The sequence below is a fragment of the Nigerium sp. genome, assembly GCF_039811905.1.
Classification (GTDB): Bacteria; Actinomycetota; Actinomycetes; order Propionibacteriales; family Propionibacteriaceae; genus Propioniciclava.
Genome location: NZ_JBDHZL010000004.1, coordinates 47,718 through 66,571, shown reverse-complemented (window position 1 = coordinate 66,571; position 18,854 = coordinate 47,718). Strand labels below are relative to the sequence as shown.

The window sequence follows — 18,854 nt, the reverse complement described above, 5'->3', positions numbered from 1 at the left end:
ATCCGGTTTAGGGCGCACAAGAACCGGGACTTGTCAATGGCTTGCGCAGAGGGCCATTCTTGCACGTCCATTCACACTACCCAAACGGCGTGGTGAGCCCGCTGATGCTCGCGCGCGGCGCGCGCTGCGGCGGGACCCGCGCGCCACGATCGCCACCCCGAGGCGCCGCTATCGTGGCGGGATGCCCATCATCGTGTCCCCCTCGGTCACCGCGCCGGTCGCCCCCGTCGAGCCGTACACCCGGGTCGAGCACTCCGACCGCGTCGACGACCCCTACCGCTGGATGGCCGACAAGACCGACCCGCGCCTGCTGCGCTACCTGACGGCCGAGAACGAGTACACAGCCGCCGTCACCGCCCCCCTGGCAGGGCTGCGCGACGAGCTGTACGCCGACCTGGACGCCCGGACCCAGCAGACGGACCTCTCCGTGCCGAGCTTCGTCACGCACACCTCCGGGGACAGCTTCTGGTACTACACCCGGACGGTCGAGGGCCTGGCTTACCCCATCCACTGCCGGGTGGCGGCGTCCGGGCGCGATCAGATCCCCGACGTGGGCGACGCCCCGCTGCCCGACGAGACCGTCCTGCTCGATGTCAACGCCCTCGCCGAGGGCGAGGCGTACTGCGCGCTCGGCTGGGCGGACGTCTCCCCCGACGGACGCCTCCTCGGCTACTCCGTCGACGTCGCGGGCGACGAGCGCTACGACCTGGTCGTGAAGGAGATCGCGACCGGCGAGACGGTCGGCGACCCCATCCTCGGGGTCGGCGCCGGGGGCGCCTGGGCCGGCGACGACTGGGTCTTCTACCTGCGCGTGGACGCGGCGTGGCGTCCCCACGAGGTGTGGCGTCACCGCCTGGGGACGCCGCCCGCCGGTGATGTCCTGGTGCTCGCGGAGCCCGACGAGCGGTTCTGGATGGGCGTGGACGCGGCCCGCGGCTACGAGTGGGTCCTGATCGAGATCGGCAGCCCGACCACGACCGAGTGTCACCTCATCCCCACCGCCACCCCGGACGCCGCCCCGCGCTGTGTGGCACGGCGGCGTCCGGGCGTGGATTACACGGTCGAGGTGGCTCCCGACGCCCTCTACATCCTGCACAACGACGGCGCTCAGGACTTCATGCTCAGCCGTGCCCCGGTGGAGTCCACCTCTCCGGACGACTGGACGACCGTGATCCCCGCGCGCCGCGGCGTCCGGCTGAACGGCGTCACCGCGTACACGCGCGGGCTGCTGGTCAGCCAGCGCGTCGAGGGGCTCACGGGGTTGGCGTTCCTGCGGAGACTGCCCGACGGCTCGCTCGGCGACCCGCAGCCGATCCTGTTCGCCGAGCCGCTGTACACGGTCGGGGCCGAGGAGGATCCAGATGTCGACACCGATCGCGTCCGGTTGATGTTCGAGTCGCTCGCCACGCCGCCCGAGCTCATCGAGTACCAGTTCGACACCGGCGAACGCCGCGTCCTGAAGCGGACGCCCGTCCGCGACCATCCGCGGCACGGCCCCTTCGACCCGAGCGCGTACGTCCAGGAGCGGCTGTGGGCCACCGCGCCCGACGGCGTGGAGGTGCCGCTGTCGGTGATCCGGCCCGCCGGCGTGCCGCTGGACGGCTCCGCGCCGTGCCTCCTGTACGGCTACGGCAGCTACGAGGTGTCCATCGACCCGTTCTTCTCGATCTCGCGGCTGTCGCTGCTCGACCGGGGCTACGTGGTCGCGATCGCGCACGTCCGCGGGGGCGGCGAGCTGGGGCGGTCGTGGTACGAGTCCGGCAAGCTGGACGCCAAGCCCACCACGTTCACCGACTTCATCGCGTGCGCGCGCCATCTGGTGGACGCCGGCTACACCAGCCCGGAGCGGCTCGCCATCGAAGGCGGCTCGGCGGGAGGCCTGCTGATCGGGGCGGTCATGAACCTGGCGCCGGATCTCTGTCGGGCGGCGCACGCCGCCGTCCCGTTCGTGGACGCCCTCACGACGATCCTGAACCCTGAGCTGCCGCTGTCGGTCATGGAGTGGGAGGAGTGGGGCGACCCGCTGCATGACCCGCGCATCTACGACGTCATGAAGTCGTACTCGCCGTACGAGAACGTCCGCGCGGCCCGCTACCCCGCGATCCTCGCCACGACGTCGCTCAACGACACGCGCGTCGAGGTGACCGAGCCCGCCAAGTGGATCGCGCGGCTGCGCGCGACCGCCACCAACGGCCCCGACCGGCCGATTCTGCTGCGCACCGAGATGGTCGCCGGACACGGCGGCGTCTCGGGCCGGTACGCGGGCTGGCGGGATCGCGCGTTCGAGCTGGCCTGGATCATCGACCAGACGACCCGGTAGCCGCGGCGTCCGGGTGCCGCGCGCAACCGACTCGGGTTTGATGCGGCGTCCGACCTCGGTCGTGAGCTGGGCCGTCAGGGCACACCTCAGGGTGTTTTCGGGGCACTGCCCGAACAAAATCGAGCCCTTCCGCGTTGTACTAGGTGCACGACGAAAGGATTCGTACATGATCTCGAGTGCTCACCGGACACGCACGAGCGACGGCATCGATGGCAAGGACGCGGTTGGTCTGTACCTCGATGGCATCGCCAAGACCCCTCTGCTGACCGCCGAGCAAGAAGTCCACCTCGCCCGCGAGATCGAGGCCGGGCTGTATGCCCAGTCGATTCTGGACGGGGTCACCTCCGACGCCGACCGCGGCGATGCCGCAGTGGACGCCACGGACGACGAGTTGCGCGAGATCGTCCGCAGGGGCGACCTGGCGATGCACCAGTTCGTGACCGCCAACCTTCGTCTCGTCGTCTCGGTGGCCCGCAAGTACGGCCGCCAGGCGATGCCGCTGCTGGATCTGGTGCAGGAGGGCAACACCGGCCTCATCCGCGCCGTCGAGAAGTTCGACTACAGCAAGGGCTTCAAGTTCTCCACCTACGCCACGTGGTGGGTGCGTCAGTCGATCAGCCGTGGCATCGCGCAGCAGGGGCGCATCGTCCGGCTGCCCGTTCACGTCGCCGAGCAGATCAACCAGGTCTCGGCCACCCGGCGCACGCTCGAGCGTCGCCTCGGCCGCGAGCCGGAGGTCGTCGAGATCGCCGAGGAACTCGACATCGACGAGGAGAAGGTCATCGACCTGATCCGCCTCGCCCGCGAGCACGTCAGCCTCGACGCCCCGGTGGAGGAAGACGGCGACACCGCGCTCGGCGACCTGATCGCCCGCGACGCGACGCCCGGCCCCGATGAGATGGTGCTCGACGCGGAGGATCGGCAGCGGCTCGAAGCGCTGCTCGACTGCCTCGACGACCGTTCGGCCGATGTCGTCCGCCGCCGCTACGGGCTGCTCGACGGCCGTCAGGCCAAGCTCGCCGACATCGCCGCCGTGTGGGGCATCACGGCCGAGCGCGTCCGGCAGATCGAGCGTCACGCGATCGCCAAGCTGCGTGACGAGAGCGCGCTGGCGGCCTGACACCCCAGGCTCGCCGGCCCATCAGAGGGGCTCGTCCGGTTTCGTCATCCGGATGAGCCCCTCTTGTGCGCACGAGGCGCCGAGCGTCTTGCCGGCGTAGAGGCGTCCCATCGACAGCCCGAGCGCGTTCGAGGCGTTCGGGGACGCCTGGTCGTAGAGCACCCAGCGATCCGCCCGGATCGGGCGGTGGAACCACATCGAGTGGTTGATCGTGGCCACCTGCATCTGCGGGCTGTAGAAGTCCACCGGATGCGTAAGCGTGCTGACGGCCAGGATCGTCAGGTCGCTCGCGTAGGCGAGCACCTGCTGGTGGACGCGCGGATCTGCCGGAAGGTCGTCGGCCGTCTTCACCCAGACGAGCAGCCGGGCGTTGCGGTCGAGTTCGCTGGTCAGCGAGCTGTCGGCGTACCGGACGTCGAGCGCCGCCCACTCCTGCATCCACGCCCGCTTCGCCCGGCTCGACCGGACCGCGAGCACGTCGGCCAACGGCGGGCAATCCTCGGGCGGGGGCGGCGGCTGGAAGGCGCTGATCTGGTGCTCGAACCCGTCCTCCGGGGTCTTGAACGACGCCGCCATCACGAAGATCGGCCGCCCCTCTTGCTCGGCGACCACGCGCCGGTTCGAGAACGACCCTCCGTCCAGCATCACCGAGACCTGATAGTCGATCGACGCCTTCGGCACCCCCGGCCTCAAGAAGTAGCCGGTCAGCGAGTGGCACAGCCGGCCGTCGGGGACGGTGGAGTACATCGCCGACAGCGCCTGGCCCATCACCTGCCCCCCGTAGGTGCGCTGCATCGTGGTCCGCGGATCCTGCCCGCGGTAGCGGAGATGGTCGACCTCCTCCAACTCGAGCAACTCGACCAATTCCTGGACCGTCTGTGGCATCAGGACCCCTCCCCCTCGTCGTCCCGTTCGGCGAGGAAGCGCTCCGCCGCCGCGCCGATCTCGTCCGCCGAGGGCACCGACCGCTGCCCTTGCCGGGCCAGGTCGTCGTACTGCGCCTCCAGCGTCGCGATCAGCGCCGGCAGATCCTCGTCGCCGGCCATTTCGTTCTCCAACGCGTCCAGCGTCGCCTGCACCGTGCCCGCCAGCGGGTCGCGCGGCAGGACGAGGCCGGCGGCGTCCATCACGCGATCGAGCGCCGTCACCGTGGCGGGCGTGAACGCGCCCTGCGCGAGGTAATGGGGCACGTAGGTGACGAACCCGCGGCCCAGCAAGCCGCGCTGGCCCGCCCGGTATTCGAGCAGCGTCGAGAAGCTGCCCGGCACCTGGACGCGCTCGAAGGGCATCGGGTTCTCCCCCACCAGCTCGGGCGACGTGGCGTGTGCGGTGACCAGAACCGGGCGCGTATGGGGGACGCCGAAGGGGGTGCCCGTCGCGGTGACGAACTGCGTCACGCCGAGCCGGCCGGCAAGGTCGAGAATGGCCGTGCAGGCGCGCTCCCACTGCGAGTCGGGCTCGGGCCCCTCGAGCAGCAGGAAGTCACGGCCGGCGTCGTCCGTCATGCGGTGCAGCACCAGGCGAGGCATCTCCACCTCGACCCAGGTGTTCACGTCGAACGTCATGGGCGGACGCCGCGAGCGATAGTCGTGCAGTTGGTCGCAGTCGAACTCGGCGACGACCTCGTGAGGGCACTGCATCAGCAGATGCTCGGCGAGGTTGCGGGAGACGCCGCCCGCATCCACGTAGCCCTGCAGGAGGTGCAGCATGACCGGTGCATGCCCGGCCACCACATCCCACTGGTCGGCGTTCGTGGTGTACAGCGCCTCGGGATCCAACATGGCGTCACTCTACTGCCCGGGAACGACACGGCCGGGAGGTCGACGTCCGCGATGAGCGAGAGAAGTAACCGGGCTGCCGGTGGACCAGCAAGGACGGGCCAGCGCGGGCGGCCGCGATCAAGGGGTGGGATGGCTGGCGAGAATGTTCGGAGGGGCCGGTGCCTGGTCCGGCCCCTCCGGGCGGGGTATTGCCGATGTCCAAACTACGGGGCTCGGGGGACGTCCGACAGCGGCGTCCGGAGGCTCGCGACGAAAGGCGGAGGCAGACGGCACTTTGGTACCGAGGAACATCCCGGCGTCCGGCAGAAGTGGCCTGATCAAGCCGGAATGTTTCCGAGCTAGCGTGAGCTTGCGGGCGCGGCCGCCCGGAGGAGCGCGGTCCCGTCCACGATCCCGAATCGCCGGTGATCGGGGGCTGTCCGCGACAAGATGGGCACCATGTCCGACGAGCCCGCACCGCACGAGTCCCCCGATGCGCCGCCGCGCATCAGCCCCAGCCCCGTCAGGCGAGACGAGCGGGGCACGTGGACGCTGACCTCCCACGCCGACGTCCAGGGGGCGGCGCTGGACGATCGCACGTTCAGCAACGCGGCGTCCCGCTTTCTGCAGGTTCCGAACGGCCTCGACGGGCCGACGCACACCGCCTACCGGGCGCTGGTCGAGGAGTTCTTCACGGCCCATCGCATGGACGCCGTCGAGCCCGAGCTGCGTCGCGTGTCGGCCGAACTCGTGGAGGCCCTGGACGTGCCGGGCTCGCTGGACGCGGTCGAGGCGGGCGCCCGCTACGCGGTGCGCGCCCAGAGCGTCTGGCTGGGCTGGCGGGCCGACCTCGAGGAGGACCTTCTCGCCTGGATGCGGGACAACCACGCGGCGACCCGCTCCGGCGACCGGGCCCGGACGGCCGAGGTGGCCGAGCGGTTCGACGCGATCATCCGGTCGCTGCTGGCGGAGCGTCGCGGCGTCGCGGGCGTCCCGGTGGACATCACCGCCGAACTGATGAACACGACCGTCCTCGGGAAGCCGCTGCGGGAGGAGGAGATCGTCTCGATCCTGCGCAACTGGACCGGCGGCGACCTCGGCTCGATGGCCCTGTGCGCGGGCGTGGTGTGCGCCTACCTGGCCGATCATCCCGAAGTGCAGACACGGCTCCGCGACGGCGTGAGCGACCGCGAGTTCGACGCGGTGGTCGACGAGATCCTGCGGATCGACGACCCGTTCGTCGCCAACCGCCGCGTCGCCACCGCGGACGTCTGCCTCGGCGGGCAGCAGATCGCCGCCGGGGACCGGCTGAGCCTGCACTGGCGCGCCGCGAACCGCGACCCGAAGATCTTCGACGACCCGGACGCCTTCGATCCCGACGCCCACGCTCCGTACAACCTCGTCTACGGCATCGGGAAGCACGTGTGCCCGGGGCGTCCCCTCGCGACGCTGGAACTGCGCGTCTTCGTGCGCGCGCTGCTGGCCGCGACGTCCGCGATCGAGTCGGATCCGGAGCGCCCCCGCGAACGCGAGCAGCCGCCGGTGGGCGGCTACGCGGTCGTGCCGCTGCGGCTTCGCTGAGCATCCGAGCCCGCAACGGCCCGGCTGCCGGTGCGGGACGTCCTCCGACGTGGGGCATCAGGGCCCGTCCTGGAAGCGTGAGCGGGCAATGCTGTGGTTTGCCCACGAGGTGTGAGCAAGCCACAGGCATCGGCGTGCCTCCTCTCGGACGGCGAACCGCCGGCGGCAGGAGCTGACGCCCAGCGCCGGCGTCCGGAGCCGCCCATCTTCATGGGCAGGTCACGCCCATGCCAGAAGGCCGGCGCTCAGGCGAGCAGGGACGCCACTCTCACCCGAGCGCCGCGATCGCGGCGCGGACGCGCTTGGCGGAGACCGGCTGGGCGGTCCCCAACGACTGGGCGAAGAGGCTCACGCGCAACTCCTCGAGCAGCCAGCCCACCTCGACGGCGTCCGTCGGCAGGTCGCCGACGTCGTAGCGCTCCACGGCGGCGGCGTAGGCGTCCTCCAGGTCGGTGATCAGACCGAGGTTCTGCGCCTCGCGGGCGGGATGCGTTCGCCAACCCTCGATGCGGCGCTCGATGGCGTGGACGTACCGCTCGAGGCGTCCGAAGTGGGGCTCTGGCGTCGCGGCGACGAAGCCCGGGAACACCAGGTTGCCGAGTTGGGCGCGGACGTCGCCGACCGAGTCGTCGTCCGGACGCCCCTGCAGGGCCCGTTCGACCGCCTGCGTCCGGACGAGGACACGCCCGGTCGTCGCGACGATGCGCTGCATGGCGTCCGCGGCGTCGGGACGTACCGCGTCCACAGCGCGCCGGAAGGCGTCGGCATCCCGGACGGCGTCGGCGTCGACGCCCTTGGCGAGCAGCAGCGCCCCGGTCGCGGCGAGGCGGGCGTCCGCGAGGGCCGCGTTCGTGCTCGGGTAAGGCCCCGCGGCGAGCGCGAACTTCGTCTCGTTGCCCATGCGCGCGAACACCGATTTCGTCGGGTCGGGGCTCGCGAGGGTGACGAGCCTCCGCAACCCGGACGCCTGCCACCGGCGCGCCCGCTCGCGCGTGTTCGCCACCTTCACCCCGACCGACGTCGTCTGGTCGACCAGGGCGGGGTACCCCAGCAGAGGCGACCCGCCCCCGGCGAGCTCGACTTCCTCGGGCAGCGTCCCGAACTCCCACGACGTCGCCCCCGCGTGTGTCACGCCGGGCGCCGCTCGATTCAGCCGCGCGTTCAGCGCGGGCGCGAACTGCTTGCGCAGGGCACCGAAGTCCTTGCCAGAGCCCAGTTCAGATGCCGCCGGCGGCTTCGTCGCGTCCGTCACGACGTACGTGACGCGCAGATGCTCGGGGACGGCATCCACGTCGAACTCGGACGCCTCGACCGGCCGCCCCGACAGCGCGGTCAACGCGCGGGCCAACGCCTCGGGGAACGGCTCGCCGGGCCGCGGCTCGCCCAGGTGCTCGACGGCGCGGCGTCCCCAGTCCGGGGCGGGCACGAAATGCACCCGCTGCTGCTTGGGCAGCCGCCGGATCATCTCGGTCGCGAGCTCGGCGCGCAGGCCCGGCACCTGCCAGGAGAAGGGGGCGGCGTCCACCTGGTTGAGGACGGAGACGTCCAGGTCGACGGACACCCCGTCGCTCTGCGTGCCGGGGTCGAACGTGTAGCTGACCGGGACGTCGGTGCCGCCGACGGTCCAGACCTCCGGGAAATCACCGGAGTCGACCTCGTCGGCGTCGGCGTCCAGGACGTCGTCCATCGTCAGGTCGAGCACGTGCTCGTCGCGCCGCCGCTGGTCGCGCCACCAGCGGTCGAAATGGGCGACGGTGGTGATGCCCGCCGGGACGCGCGCGTCGTAGAACGCGTAGATCGCGGCGTCGTCGACGACGAGGTCGCGGCGCCGGGTGCGCTCCTCCAGGTCTTCGGCCTCGCGCCGGACGCGCTCGTTCCGCGCGAAGAAGTGGTGCCGCGTCCGCCACTGCCCCTCGACGAGGGCGGAGCGGATGAACACCTCCCGCGCCACGACCGGGTCGATGCGCCCATAGCTCACCGTGCGGTCGGCGACGATCGGGACGCCGAGCAGGCTCACCTTCTCCGTCGCGACGCACTGGCCCGCCGACGCCGACCAGCGCGGCTCGGAGTAGCTGCGCTTCAGCAGGTGCTCGCCGACCTGCTCGACCCACTCGGGCCGGATCGGCGCGACCGTCCGCGCCCACAACCGCGATGTCTCGACCAGTTCGACCGCCATCACGAGCTCGGGCGTGGCCTTCGCGGCCGCCGAGCCCGGCTGGATGGCGAACCGGACGCCGCGCGCCCCCACGTACTCGGGAATCGGACGCCGCCCCCGGCGCGGCCCGCGGTTCTCCCGCGCCGTCGTCCGGACGTCGATGAGCCCCACGTGCGACAGCAGGCCCGCCAGCACACTGCGGTGGATGCCGTCCCAGTCGATCGGCGCCCGCCCGGCCGTCTCCCCCGTCGCCTCCCCGCCCTTCGGCGTCCCGGACGCCTTCTCCGCCGCCCGGCCGCGGCGTCCGCGCTTGCCGGACGGGGACTCCGCCTGATCGCGCCCCCCGGACGCCCGCTCACGGCGTCCGCCCATCTTCAGGTCGCGGGTCGCCTCGCGGAGCTGGGTCGTCAGGTCTTGCCACTCACGGATGCGCAGGAAGCTCAGGTACTCGTCGCGGCACAACCGGCGAAAGGCGCTGCCGGAGAGCTCGCGGCGGCGTCCGCGGAGGTACTTCCACAGGCGCAGCAACGCGGCGATGTCGGACGCGTCCCGCTCGGCGTCGTCACCACCGGCCTCCAGCGGACGCCAGAACCGCCGGTGCAGGCCGTCCGCCTCGGCCTGGTGCTCGGCCGGACGCTCCCGCACGTCGGGGATCGCCAGCCCGGCGACGATCGCGGTGGCGTCCTTCAGGCAGCCCTCCTCGGACGCCTGCACCAGCATGCGCCCGAGCCGCGGGTCGACGGGCAGTTGAGCCAGCAGGCGTCCGGTGGGCGTCAGCCGGACGCCCGCGTCCCCGCGCTCGTGCGGCTCCAGCGCATTCAGCTCGGTGAGCAGCCGCAGCCCGTCGCGGACCTGCGCGGCGTCCGGCGCCTCGACGAACGGGAACCGCTCGATCGGGCCGAGCCGCGCCTCGGCCATCTGGAGGATGACGCTGGCGAGGTTCGTGCGGAGGATCTCGGGCTCGGTGAACTCGGGCCGGGCCTCGAAATCCTCCTGCGAGTACAGGCGGACGCAGATGCCCGGGCCGACGCGGCCACAGCGGCCCGCGCGCTGGTTGGCGGACGCCTGCGAGATCGGCTCGATGGGGAGGCGCTGCACCTTCGTCCGCGCCGAGTAGCGGGAGATGCGCGCGAAGCCCGGGTCGACGACCGACCGGATGCCCGGCACGGTCAGCGACGTCTCGGCCACGTTCGTCGCGAGCACCACCCGCGTGCCGGCGTGCGGGGCGAAGACGCGGTGCTGCTCGGCGGCCGAGAGCCGTGCGTACAGCGGCAGGATCCCGGTCGCGCGCAGGTCGAGGGCGGCGAGTGCGTCGGCAGTGTCCCGGATCTCGCGCTCGCCGGACAGGAAGACCAGGATGTCGCCCTCCCCCAGCGCATGCAGCTGCCGGACCGCCGCGCAGATGCCGTCGATCGGGTCGGCGTCCCCCTCGGGCGGCGGGTCGTACACGATCTCCACGGGGTACGTCCGGCCGGACACCTCGATGATCGGCGCGTCGTCGAAATGCTCGCTGAAACGCGCGGTGTCGATGGTCGCGGAGGTCACGATGACCTTCAGATCCGGACGCCGCGGCAGCAGCTGTTTCAGGTAGCCGAGCAGGAAGTCGATGTTGAGGCTGCGCTCGTGCGCCTCGTCGATGATGATCGTGTCGTAGCGGCGCAGGTCGCGGTCGTGGGCGATCTCGGCGAGCAGGATGCCGTCGGTCATCAGCTTCACCGCGGTCCGTCGGCCGGCGTGCCGCGTGAACCGCACCTGGTAGCCGACCGTGTCGCCCAGCGGAACCTCCATCTCCTGCGCGATGCGCTCGGCGACGGTCCGCGCGGCGATGCGCCGCGGCTGGGTGTGCCCGATGCGCCGGCGTCCGGCGAGCAGGCAGATCTTCGGCAACTGCGTCGTCTTGCCCGACCCGGTCTCGCCGGCGACGATGACGACCTGGTGGGCGTCCAGGGCCGCGCGGATCTCGTCGACCGCCGCGCTGATCGGCAGCGTGGGGTCGAAGGCGATGGTGGGCTCGGCGGCCACGGGCGACGTCTCGGCGGGCATAGCCGGTCCATGGTAGCCGGACGCCGCCGCGCAGCCGAGCGCGTCGGGGGCGTCGCCAACCGGAACGCGTCGGGCCGGGGCCGAGAACGGGCGTCCGACGCTTGTGAAAGCGAAAAACTAATCCGCAACCGCAGCGCGGTTTCGCGGTTCGGCTCGCCAGGTGTCTCTACGATGCCCGCAGCAGGCGGCACCGGCCGCCCGGAACCGGAGAACTGCGATGCGACGTCCCGCTCCCCTGATCCTGCGGATCGCCACCGCCGTGGCGCTGCTTGTCGGCAGCCTCGCCGGCGCGGTCGCCGCCGCGCCGCCCGCCCAGGCGGCCCTGCCAGGGCCCTACACGGCCCTGACGCCGGTCCGCCTCCTCGACACGCGCGCCGCCAACGGCATCGCCACCCGGACGCCCGTCCCCGCGAAGGGCACCGTCACCGTCCAGGTCGGCGGGCGCGGCGGCGTCCCGGCGACAGCCTCGGCCGTCGTCGTGAACCTCACCATCGTGGACGCCGCAGGCGCCGGGAACGCGGCCGTCTGGCCCGCCGGCACGGGGCTGCCGGGGGCGTCCAACGTGAACTACGTCGCCCGGCAGACCGTCGCCAACCAGGCGATCGTGAAGCTCGGCACCGGCGGACGCCTCAGCGTCTACACCTACGCCAGCGCCCACGTGCTCCTCGACGTCGCCGGGTACTACCCCGCCGGCAGCGGCAACTTCGTCGGGCTGACGCCCGCCCGGATCGTCGACACGCGGACGCGGCTCGGGGCGACGCGGCTGGCGTCCGGAGTGACGAAGACCGTCTCCGTGCTCGGGCGCGGAGGCGTCCCGACGACGGGCGTGAGCGGCGTCGCCGTCAACGTGACCGCGGTGAACCCCGACCGGGCCGGGAACCTGGCCGTCTTCCCGGCCGGCGCGGCCGTGCCGACGGCGTCCAACCTGAACTACACGGCGCGGCAGACCGTCCCGGCGCTGGCGGTCACGAAGGTCGGCACGAACGGCCAGATTGCGCTGCGCAGCTACGGCGCGACCGACGTGATCGTCGACGTCGCGGGCTACTTCAAGAACGGCAGCGACTACGTGGGCCTCGCGCCGTCCCGGCGGCTCGACACCCGGACGCCCGCCCGCCGGCTCCCCGCGCGCGGCACGGTCGACGTGAAGGTGACCGGCGCCGGAGGTGTCCCGGCGACGGGCGTGCAGGCGGTCATGGTGAACGTGACCGCGGTGAACCCCGCCGCCGCCGGCAACCTCGCGGTCTATCCGTCCGGGACGGGGCCCACGACGTCGACCCTCAACTACGCCGCCGGGCAGACCGTCGCGAACAGCGTCTTGGCGCGGGTGAACGCGGCGGGCGTCGTGACCGTCGCGAGCTACGCGGCCACCGACGTCATCGTGGACGTCCAGGGGTATGTGGTCGGTAACCCGGTGCCACCCCCGACGCCCGCACCGCCAAAGCTCTCCTGGAGCCCGGCGTCGGCCTCACTCGGACGCCCGCAGGGCTACATCACCGCCGTGAGCTGCGCGGGCAGCGCATTCTGCCTTGCCGGGGACCTGTACGGCAACGTGTCCTTCGACCGGGCTGGCTCCTGGACGCCGGCCCAGCTCGTCGACGACGCGGGCGTGACCGCGATCTCGTGCCCGACCGCCGACTTCTGCGCCGTGGGCACCTACTCCGGGGCCGTCTACACGTGGACGGGCGCCGGGTTCGTCCGGGCCGGCGTAAGCCCCGACTCGATCACGGGCCTCTCCTGCCCGGTGGCCGGCGCGTGTGTGGCCGTCGACGCGTCCGGCCGGGGAAGCCGCCTGGCCGCCGGGTCGTGGAGCGCGCCAACATCGCTGGGGGCGGACGTCGGGCAGCCGACCGCCCTCGCCTGCGCCACCGTCGACGCCTGCACGGCCGTCGACGACACCGGGCGCGCGTGGCGCCTCGCGGGTGGCTCCTGGACGCCGTCGACGGTGGCGGACGGGGCGCTGCTGACGTCCGTCGCCTGCCCGACGGCGGACGGGTGCGTCGCGGGCGACGCGACCGGACGCCTCTTCCGCGACGCCGGGTCGTGGCGCCTCGACGACTCCCTGCCCGCCCCGGTCACCACGGTGACGTGCGACTCCGCGACGCACTGCCTCGCCGCGACGTCGGGCGACCTGCGCGCGACCTTCGACGGGACGCGCTGGACGACGGCGTCCGAGGGCGCCGCGACGGCGGCGTCCTGCGGGACGGACACGTTCTGCATGCTCGGGGACGCCGCCGGGCTGCTCTGGCCGGCCGGCCGCACGGACGCCGCGTCGCGCGGCACGCTTCTGCTCGTCAACACCCTCGCCGCCGCAGACTGCACCGCCGACGGGACGTGCGCGGTGATCGCGCGCAACGGTGAGGTGGTCGTCCGGAGGAGCACCGGCCAGGTGGTCAAGACGAACCCGTTCGGCAACACGCTGGCCGGCGACGTCACGTGCGCGGACGCGACCCACTGCACCGCGCTGGCCTACGACGGGCGCATCGCCCGCCTCGCCGGCGATACCTGGACCCTCGACCCGGCCCCCCTGCCGCTCGCCGGCGACGCGGTCGCGTCGTCCCTGTCGTGCCCGACGGCCACGTTCTGCCTGGCCACGGCGACGGGCGGGCAGTCGTTCACGTTCGACGGAACCTCGTGGACGCCGCGCCCGATGCCGGCGCTCTCCGCGCCGCAGGTGTCGTGCCCGACGGCGTCCTTCTGCGCGGCGGTCGAAGCCGGGGCGCGGGTCACCACCTGGACCGGCTCGACCTGGAGCCCGCCGGCCACCGTGCCGGGCGCGTCGGCGTTCTCCGACGTGGACTGCGCCTCCGCGTCCGCCTGCGTCGCGGTCGACGACGCGGGGCACGCGAGCCGCTTCGACGGGCGGACGTTCGCGGCGGCAGCCACGATCGCCGCAGGCGTCCCGCTGACGGGCGTGTCGTGCCCGACGGCGACCAAATGCCTGGTCAGCGGCGCCGACGGGACGATCCGCCAGTGGAACGGCGCGTCCTGGGCCAACCTCGGCGCCGTGTCGGCGGGGGCCCTCTGGGGCGTCGCGTGCGGCTCGACGACCTTCTGCGCAGCGCTGACCGACGACCGGCAACTGCTGATCGGCACGGCGAGCGCGGCGGGAGCCTCGGCGCGCACCTCCGGGCAGGCCGCGAAGCCGCGCCACGAGCGGCGCCCGGTGCCCGCGGGCCTGCTGGAACGTCCGGTGCGCCGGCTCGGCTGAGACGCCGGCCGGCCGATCGCCCCTGCTCGCTGGGTGCCCGGGGCAGCCCGGACCCCGGCTGTGCCCATCAGCCCTCGGGCGGCACGATCAGGTGGGTGTGGTGGGCCGCGAAGGCGAGCAGGTCGGCCCACTCGGCGGCCACCATCGCGGTCGACTTCCCGGCGCCGTGCCCGGCCGAGGAGTCGACCCGCAGCAGCACCGGCGCCTCGGACGCCTGGCTGTGCTGCAACGCGGCCGCGAACTTGAAGCTGTGCAGCGGGACGACCCGGTCGTCGTGGTCGGCCGTCGACACCAGCGTGGCCGGGTACGCGATGCCCGGGTCGACGTTGTGCAGCGGGCTGTACGTATAGGCGGCCTCGAAGCCCTCCTTCGTGTCGGGATCGCCGTAGTCGGAGACCCATGCCGACCCGATCGTGAAGCGGTGGAACCGCAGCAGATCGAGGACGCCCACGCTCGGCAGCGCCGCGGCGAACAGGTCGGGGCGCTGCGTCAAGAGCGCCCCCGCGAGCAGCCCGCCGTTGCTGCGCCCGTGAACGGCGAGGTGCGCGGGCGAGCTGACGCCGGTCTCGACGAGGTGCTCGGCGACCGCGATCGCGTCGTCGAAGACCTTCTGCTTGTGGGCGAGCCGGCCGTCCTCGTACCACTGCGTGCCGAACTCGCCCCCGCCGCGCAGGTTCGCCAGCGCCAGGACGCCCCCGGCCGCCAGCCACGCCGACCAGCCCGGCCGATAGTCGGGCTGCAGCGGGATCTTGAACCCCCCGTAGCCGTACAGCAGGGTCGGCCGCGGCCCCGGGGACGCCTCGGGCGCCGGCTGGTCGGGCGCGTGCGGCTCGGGCTCGGCCGTCGCCGTCAGGACCGGCCCATCGTCGAGCGCCGGCTCGGCCACCTCGGGATCCGGCCCGGGCACGCTCGCCGCCCGGACGAGGAAGTACGGCACCGGCGTCCCGTCTTTGCTCTCCGCCACCCGCCGCTCCACGGTGTAGGGCGGCGCGATGCGCTCGACCGAACCGGCCAGCTCCAGCGGACGCACCCGCCCGGACGCCACCTCGAACGCCTGGAGCGGCGCGTCCAGCGTGCTCACGCCGACGTACGCCTCTGGACGCCTCGGCGACGCGTCCAGCGCGACGATCGCCCCGACCGGCAGCTCGACGTCGCCCAGCCCGATGCCCGACAGGGACGCCCGCCGCAGGCGACCCTGCGCGTCCGCCAGATCGACAAGCAGCAACTCGTCGCCCGACGCCGCCACCGACATCAGCGTGTCGGCAGACTCGGGCACCACCTCGCTGACGCCGGCCTCCGGCGCTTCGAGGTCGATCGCGACCACGCGGCCGCGCGGGGCGTCGAGGTCGGTGCGCAGCAGGGCGATCGACCCGACCGTGCGGATGAACTCGAACTCCGCCACCGCCTCATCGACCACCCGGACGCACTCGCCCAGCACCGACCGCCCCTGGGCGGTCGTCAGGGGGTACGCCCACACACGGTTGCGCCGCTCGGTGCCGCGGCCGACCATGACGATGACCCAGCGCCCGTCGGCCGACACCTCGGCCCAGGGCATCAGGCGTTCGTCGTCGTCGAACGCGACCACCAGTTCGTCGGACGCCTCCCCCACCCGGTGCAGCATCAGGCGCGCCGGACCCAGCTCGTCGGTGTCGGTGCCCCGCGCGTGCGTCGCCTGGTCGTAGGTGAGGTACAGGTAGGACGCCCCGTCGGGCAGCCACTCGGCGTCGCTGAACTTCGCGATCACGTCGGGCTCGGCGATCGGCTCGCCGCCCGACTCCAGATCCAGGACGCGGATCGCGCGCCAATCGGAGCCGCCGTGGCTGACCCCGTAGGCCAACCGGCGGCCGTCGTCGGAGAGGCTCGCGAACGCCAGCGAGTCGGTGCCGTCGGCCGACCAGCGATTCGGGTCGAGGATGACGCGCCCGCCCACCACCAGTTCGTCCAGCGAGTCGGCCACGTACCAGACGTCCTGCGCCTGCGAGCCGTCGTTGCGGGCGAGCAGGAACCTGCCGCCGCGCTCGTGCGGGAGGCCGGCCCGCGGACGCGCCATGACGCGCCCCATCACCTCGGAGAACCACCCGCGCTCGGGCAGCGCCGCCAGCGCGCTCTCGGTGAAGGCCTGCTGCCGGGCGACCCACTCGAGCGTCTCGGGCGCCTCCGCGTTCTCCAGCCAGCGGTACGGGTCGGCGACGGGGTGGCCGAAGTGGTCTTCGACCAGGTCGTCGCGTCGCGTCGTCGGGTACTCGCTCATGGGCCGAGTCTAGGGGCGGCGTCCGACAGTGTCCGTGGGCGGGTGCGGGGGCGTCCGGCCGTGCGAAAGACGGACGCCGGCGGCGTCCTTCAGTCCCCGGTGGACGCCGAGACCGAGCGGCCCGTGAGGGACGCGACGTCGAGCCGCACGAGGACGCCGCGCTCGCCCGGCGCCCACGACGGGTTCAGCGCCGGACGAGGACCCTCGTGGCGGGTGGTGCGGCCTCGGGCGAGCACGCTCCAGCCGGTCGCCGTCTCGGGGTCAAGGTCGTCGACCTGCACGACGGCGTCCACACCCTCGGCGAGCTCGGCGAGGATCGACTGCGGGTCGACGGCGAAGAAGACGGATTCGCCGACGCTGGTCAGGGTCACCGGCAACACCTGCACGCCGCGCGAGGACGCCCACGCGACGCGGCCGACCGCGGCGTCCGCCAGCAGGTGCCCGCACTCGTCCGGGCTGATCTCCCAGAAGTACCCCGTCACTGCTCCTCCGGCGGGTCGTCCTCGGTGAACGTCGTGCGGCCGTGCAGCTTCGCCGCGAGGTCGTCGTCGATGTTGTCGCTGATCACCGACACGATCCTGAGGGCCTGCCGGAGGTGCTCGGGCACGAAGGGCTGCGCGAGGATCGACATGGTCACGAAGACCCGGTCGCGGATCAGCATGAACCGGACGTACCGGGCATCTGTGTTCAGGTCGCTCAGCACCTCCATCGCGCGCGAGCGCCCCTCCACCTCGTGCACGAGCCCGGAGAACAGGAGGACCTCCTGGGCGTCGGACGTCGGCCGCACGAACAACATCGTCGAGCCGACCCGGAGCGCGAAGTCGCCGTCGGAATCGCGCAACGGCGGATGGCCGATGATCGCGGAGAGCTCGGCCTCGATCATGGCGTCCAGGTCGGCCCAGTCGCGCGGCAAGTGGACGACGGTGCCGGCCGTGCGGGCCACCGTCGGCACCTGCTCGACGGGCGCCGGGGTCAGGATCTCGGCGAGCTGATCGGGAGCGAGAAAGGCGGGGTGCGGGATGCCGTAGACGCTGCGCAATGCCGACACGGCGTCCTCGACGAGGGCCGTCGGATCCTCCTGGTCCCCCTGCTGCCAAAAGTCGCTGCCCGGACGCCCGCCCCGCTCGTCGGGCGCGTGCCACCCCAGCGATTGCATCAGGGCGATCTGCTCGTCGGTCAACCGGAAGCCGTCGGCCAGGTCGGCGTTACTGGACGCCTCGGCCAACAACCGGCCGTGGTCCAGGCACCGGAAACGGACGTACGGCCCGCCCGCCGCACCGGACATCATCTCCCCGATGTTCAGCGTGGCGCCGTCGTCCATCATCGAGACCACCTCGGCGAGTTTCTCCCCGAAACCCACCCAAGCCTCGTTGGTGCTCCGTTCCAGGTCGAAATCGGAGACGTTCGACGTGTGCCCGTCGTCGTTCATGGCGGCCAACCTACCCAACGGTCGTGGCGCGCATCACCCCAGCAACGCTGAAATCGCCACGATCGTGGGGACCGTGAGGATCGTGGACCAGAAGACGGCGTCCCGCGCGAGCATTTCGCGGACGCGGTAGCGCGCCGAGATGACGAACACATTCTGTGCGGTCGGCAGAGCCGCAATGACGGCGACGGCGAAAAGCTCGTGCCGAGCCAGGCCGAACAGCATCCCGATGCCGATCGCGGCGAGCGGCATGAGGAGCAGTTTGATCGCCATCGTGACCCACAACTCGAAAGAATGGGGCCCCTTGCCCGGAAGCGGGCTCAGCCGCAGCGAGACGCCGAACGCCATCAGCATCATCGGGATGGCCATCTGCCCGACCATGGACACCCCCGACGCGACCATCTCCGGCAGTTGCAGGTGCAGCAGGTTGACGGCCAGCCCCGCCAGAATGCCGGCGGTGATCGGGTTCCGGAACGGCATCGTGATGTAGCGAAGCGCCGACAGGCGTTCGCCGTTGCGGCGGGCCACGCTCAGGTCGAGCGCGGCGAGCGCGATCGGCTGCATGAAGCCGACCTGCATGAGCATGATCGGCGCCATCCAGGCGCCGTCGCCCAGCAGGCTGATCGCGATCGGCAGGCCGAGGTTGCCCGCGTTCGTGTAGCAGGAACACAGCGTGCCGATGACGTCGCCCTGCTTGTCCTGGTGCAGCGCGACGCGCTCGAACACGAGGTAGGACGTCGCGGCGACCACCACCGCGAGCGCCGAGACGATCAGCGTCTGGCTGAACGCGTGCTCCAGTGAACCCCTCCCCACGAGGTTGAACATGAGGGCCGGGGACGCGATCAGGAATGCGATGTTCGACATCAGCCGCATGCCGCCCATGTCGATGATCCGCAGGTGGGCGGCGACCCACCCCGCGGCGATCACCAACCAAATGGACGCGAACGCCCCCAGAGCCTGGACCACACGCCGAATGGTAAGCCCCGATGC

The 18,854-nt window shown here is 72.3% G+C and carries 11 protein-coding genes; 4 read left to right on the top strand and 7 right to left on the bottom strand.

Translation table 11 applies throughout. The features are described from left to right. Positions 1–181 precede the first annotated feature (181 nt). Both WMJ97_RS02110 and WMJ97_RS02105 read left to right on the top strand, forming a co-directional pair. Entirely contained in the window at positions 182–2,320 is a 2,139-nt protein-coding gene (locus WMJ97_RS02110; RefSeq protein ID WP_347347305.1) for a S9 family peptidase, read from the top strand. 166 nt (positions 2,321–2,486) lie between these two features. Next, the gene (locus tag WMJ97_RS02105; RefSeq protein ID WP_347347304.1) at positions 2,487–3,440 is read left to right on the top strand and encodes a sigma-70 family RNA polymerase sigma factor; all 954 of its coding nucleotides are present in this window, start codon (positions 2,487–2,489) and stop codon (positions 3,438–3,440) included. 21 nt (positions 3,441–3,461) lie between these two features. Here the strand turns inward: WMJ97_RS02105 and WMJ97_RS02100 are convergent, their stop codons facing one another. Both WMJ97_RS02100 and WMJ97_RS02095 read right to left on the bottom strand, forming a co-directional pair. Next, positions 3,462–4,325 carry an acyl-CoA thioesterase domain-containing protein gene (locus WMJ97_RS02100; protein ID WP_347347303.1) on the bottom strand — a complete coding sequence of 288 codons (864 nt, stop codon included), beginning with the start codon at positions 4,323–4,325 and terminating at the stop codon, positions 3,462–3,464. Then, positions 4,325–5,221 carry a PAC2 family protein gene (locus tag WMJ97_RS02095; RefSeq protein ID WP_347347302.1) on the bottom strand — a complete coding sequence of 299 codons (897 nt, stop codon included), beginning with the start codon at positions 5,219–5,221 and terminating at the stop codon, positions 4,325–4,327. The genes WMJ97_RS02100 and WMJ97_RS02095 overlap by 1 nt, the downstream gene beginning before the upstream one ends. A gap of 438 nt (positions 5,222–5,659) precedes the next feature. Here WMJ97_RS02095 and WMJ97_RS02090 point away from each other — a divergent pair, with 438 nt between their 5' ends. Next, the gene (locus WMJ97_RS02090; RefSeq protein ID WP_347347301.1) at positions 5,660–6,781 is read left to right on the top strand and encodes a cytochrome P450; all 1,122 of its coding nucleotides are present in this window, start codon (positions 5,660–5,662) and stop codon (positions 6,779–6,781) included. Between the two features lie 268 nt (positions 6,782–7,049). Here the strand turns inward: WMJ97_RS02090 and hrpA are convergent, their stop codons facing one another. Then, positions 7,050–10,979, bottom strand: a complete 3,930-nt coding sequence (gene hrpA, locus WMJ97_RS02085) for an ATP-dependent RNA helicase HrpA (RefSeq protein WP_347347300.1) — start codon at positions 10,977–10,979, stop codon at positions 7,050–7,052. Positions 10,980–11,196: 217 nt separating this feature from the next. Here hrpA and WMJ97_RS02080 point away from each other — a divergent pair, with 217 nt between their 5' ends. After that, complete coding sequence (locus tag WMJ97_RS02080) at positions 11,197–14,187, top strand: hypothetical protein (RefSeq protein WP_347347299.1); 2,991 nt, start codon at positions 11,197–11,199, stop codon at positions 14,185–14,187. Between the two features lie 67 nt (positions 14,188–14,254). Here the strand turns inward: WMJ97_RS02080 and WMJ97_RS02075 are convergent, their stop codons facing one another. The 4 genes from WMJ97_RS02075 to WMJ97_RS02060 form a co-directional block, all read right to left on the bottom strand. Continuing rightward, positions 14,255–16,438: a prolyl oligopeptidase family serine peptidase gene (locus WMJ97_RS02075; protein WP_347347298.1), complete on the bottom strand. Its 2,184-nt coding sequence runs from the start codon at positions 16,436–16,438 to the stop codon at positions 14,255–14,257. 89 nt (positions 16,439–16,527) lie between these two features. Next, positions 16,528–16,920 (bottom strand): pyridoxamine 5'-phosphate oxidase family protein, encoded by a 393-nt coding sequence (locus WMJ97_RS02070; protein WP_347347297.1) that lies wholly within the window; start codon positions 16,918–16,920, stop codon positions 16,528–16,530. Next, positions 16,917–17,867, bottom strand: a complete 951-nt coding sequence (locus tag WMJ97_RS02065; protein WP_347347296.1) for a YbjN domain-containing protein — start codon at positions 17,865–17,867, stop codon at positions 16,917–16,919. Before WMJ97_RS02065 ends, WMJ97_RS02070 begins: the two co-directional genes overlap by 4 nt. Positions 17,868–17,900: 33 nt before the next feature. Then, positions 17,901–18,830 (bottom strand): AEC family transporter, encoded by a 930-nt coding sequence (locus WMJ97_RS02060; RefSeq protein WP_347347295.1) that lies wholly within the window; start codon positions 18,828–18,830, stop codon positions 17,901–17,903. Positions 18,831–18,854: the final 24 nt, after the last annotated feature.

Coding starts and splice junctions, on each gene's coding strand:
- hrpA (WP_347347300.1), bottom strand. CDS start 10,979: ATGCCCGCCGAGACGTCGCCCGTGGCCGCCGAGCCCACCATCGCCTTC.
- WMJ97_RS02075 (WP_347347298.1), bottom strand. CDS start 16,438: ATGAGCGAGTACCCGACGACGCGACGCGACGACCTGGTCGAAGACCAC.
- WMJ97_RS02080 (WP_347347299.1), top strand. CDS start 11,197: ATGCGACGTCCCGCTCCCCTGATCCTGCGGATCGCCACCGCCGTGGCG.
- WMJ97_RS02105 (WP_347347304.1), top strand. CDS start 2,487: ATGATCTCGAGTGCTCACCGGACACGCACGAGCGACGGCATCGATGGC.
- WMJ97_RS02095 (WP_347347302.1), bottom strand. CDS start 5,221: ATGTTGGATCCCGAGGCGCTGTACACCACGAACGCCGACCAGTGGGAT.
- WMJ97_RS02100 (WP_347347303.1), bottom strand. CDS start 4,325: ATGCCACAGACGGTCCAGGAATTGGTCGAGTTGCTCGAGTTGGAGGAG.
- WMJ97_RS02090 (WP_347347301.1), top strand. CDS start 5,660: ATGTCCGACGAGCCCGCACCGCACGAGTCCCCCGATGCGCCGCCGCGC.
- WMJ97_RS02065 (WP_347347296.1), bottom strand. CDS start 17,867: ATGAACGACGACGGGCACACGTCGAACGTCTCCGATTTCGACCTGGAA.
- WMJ97_RS02110 (WP_347347305.1), top strand. CDS start 182: ATGCCCATCATCGTGTCCCCCTCGGTCACCGCGCCGGTCGCCCCCGTC.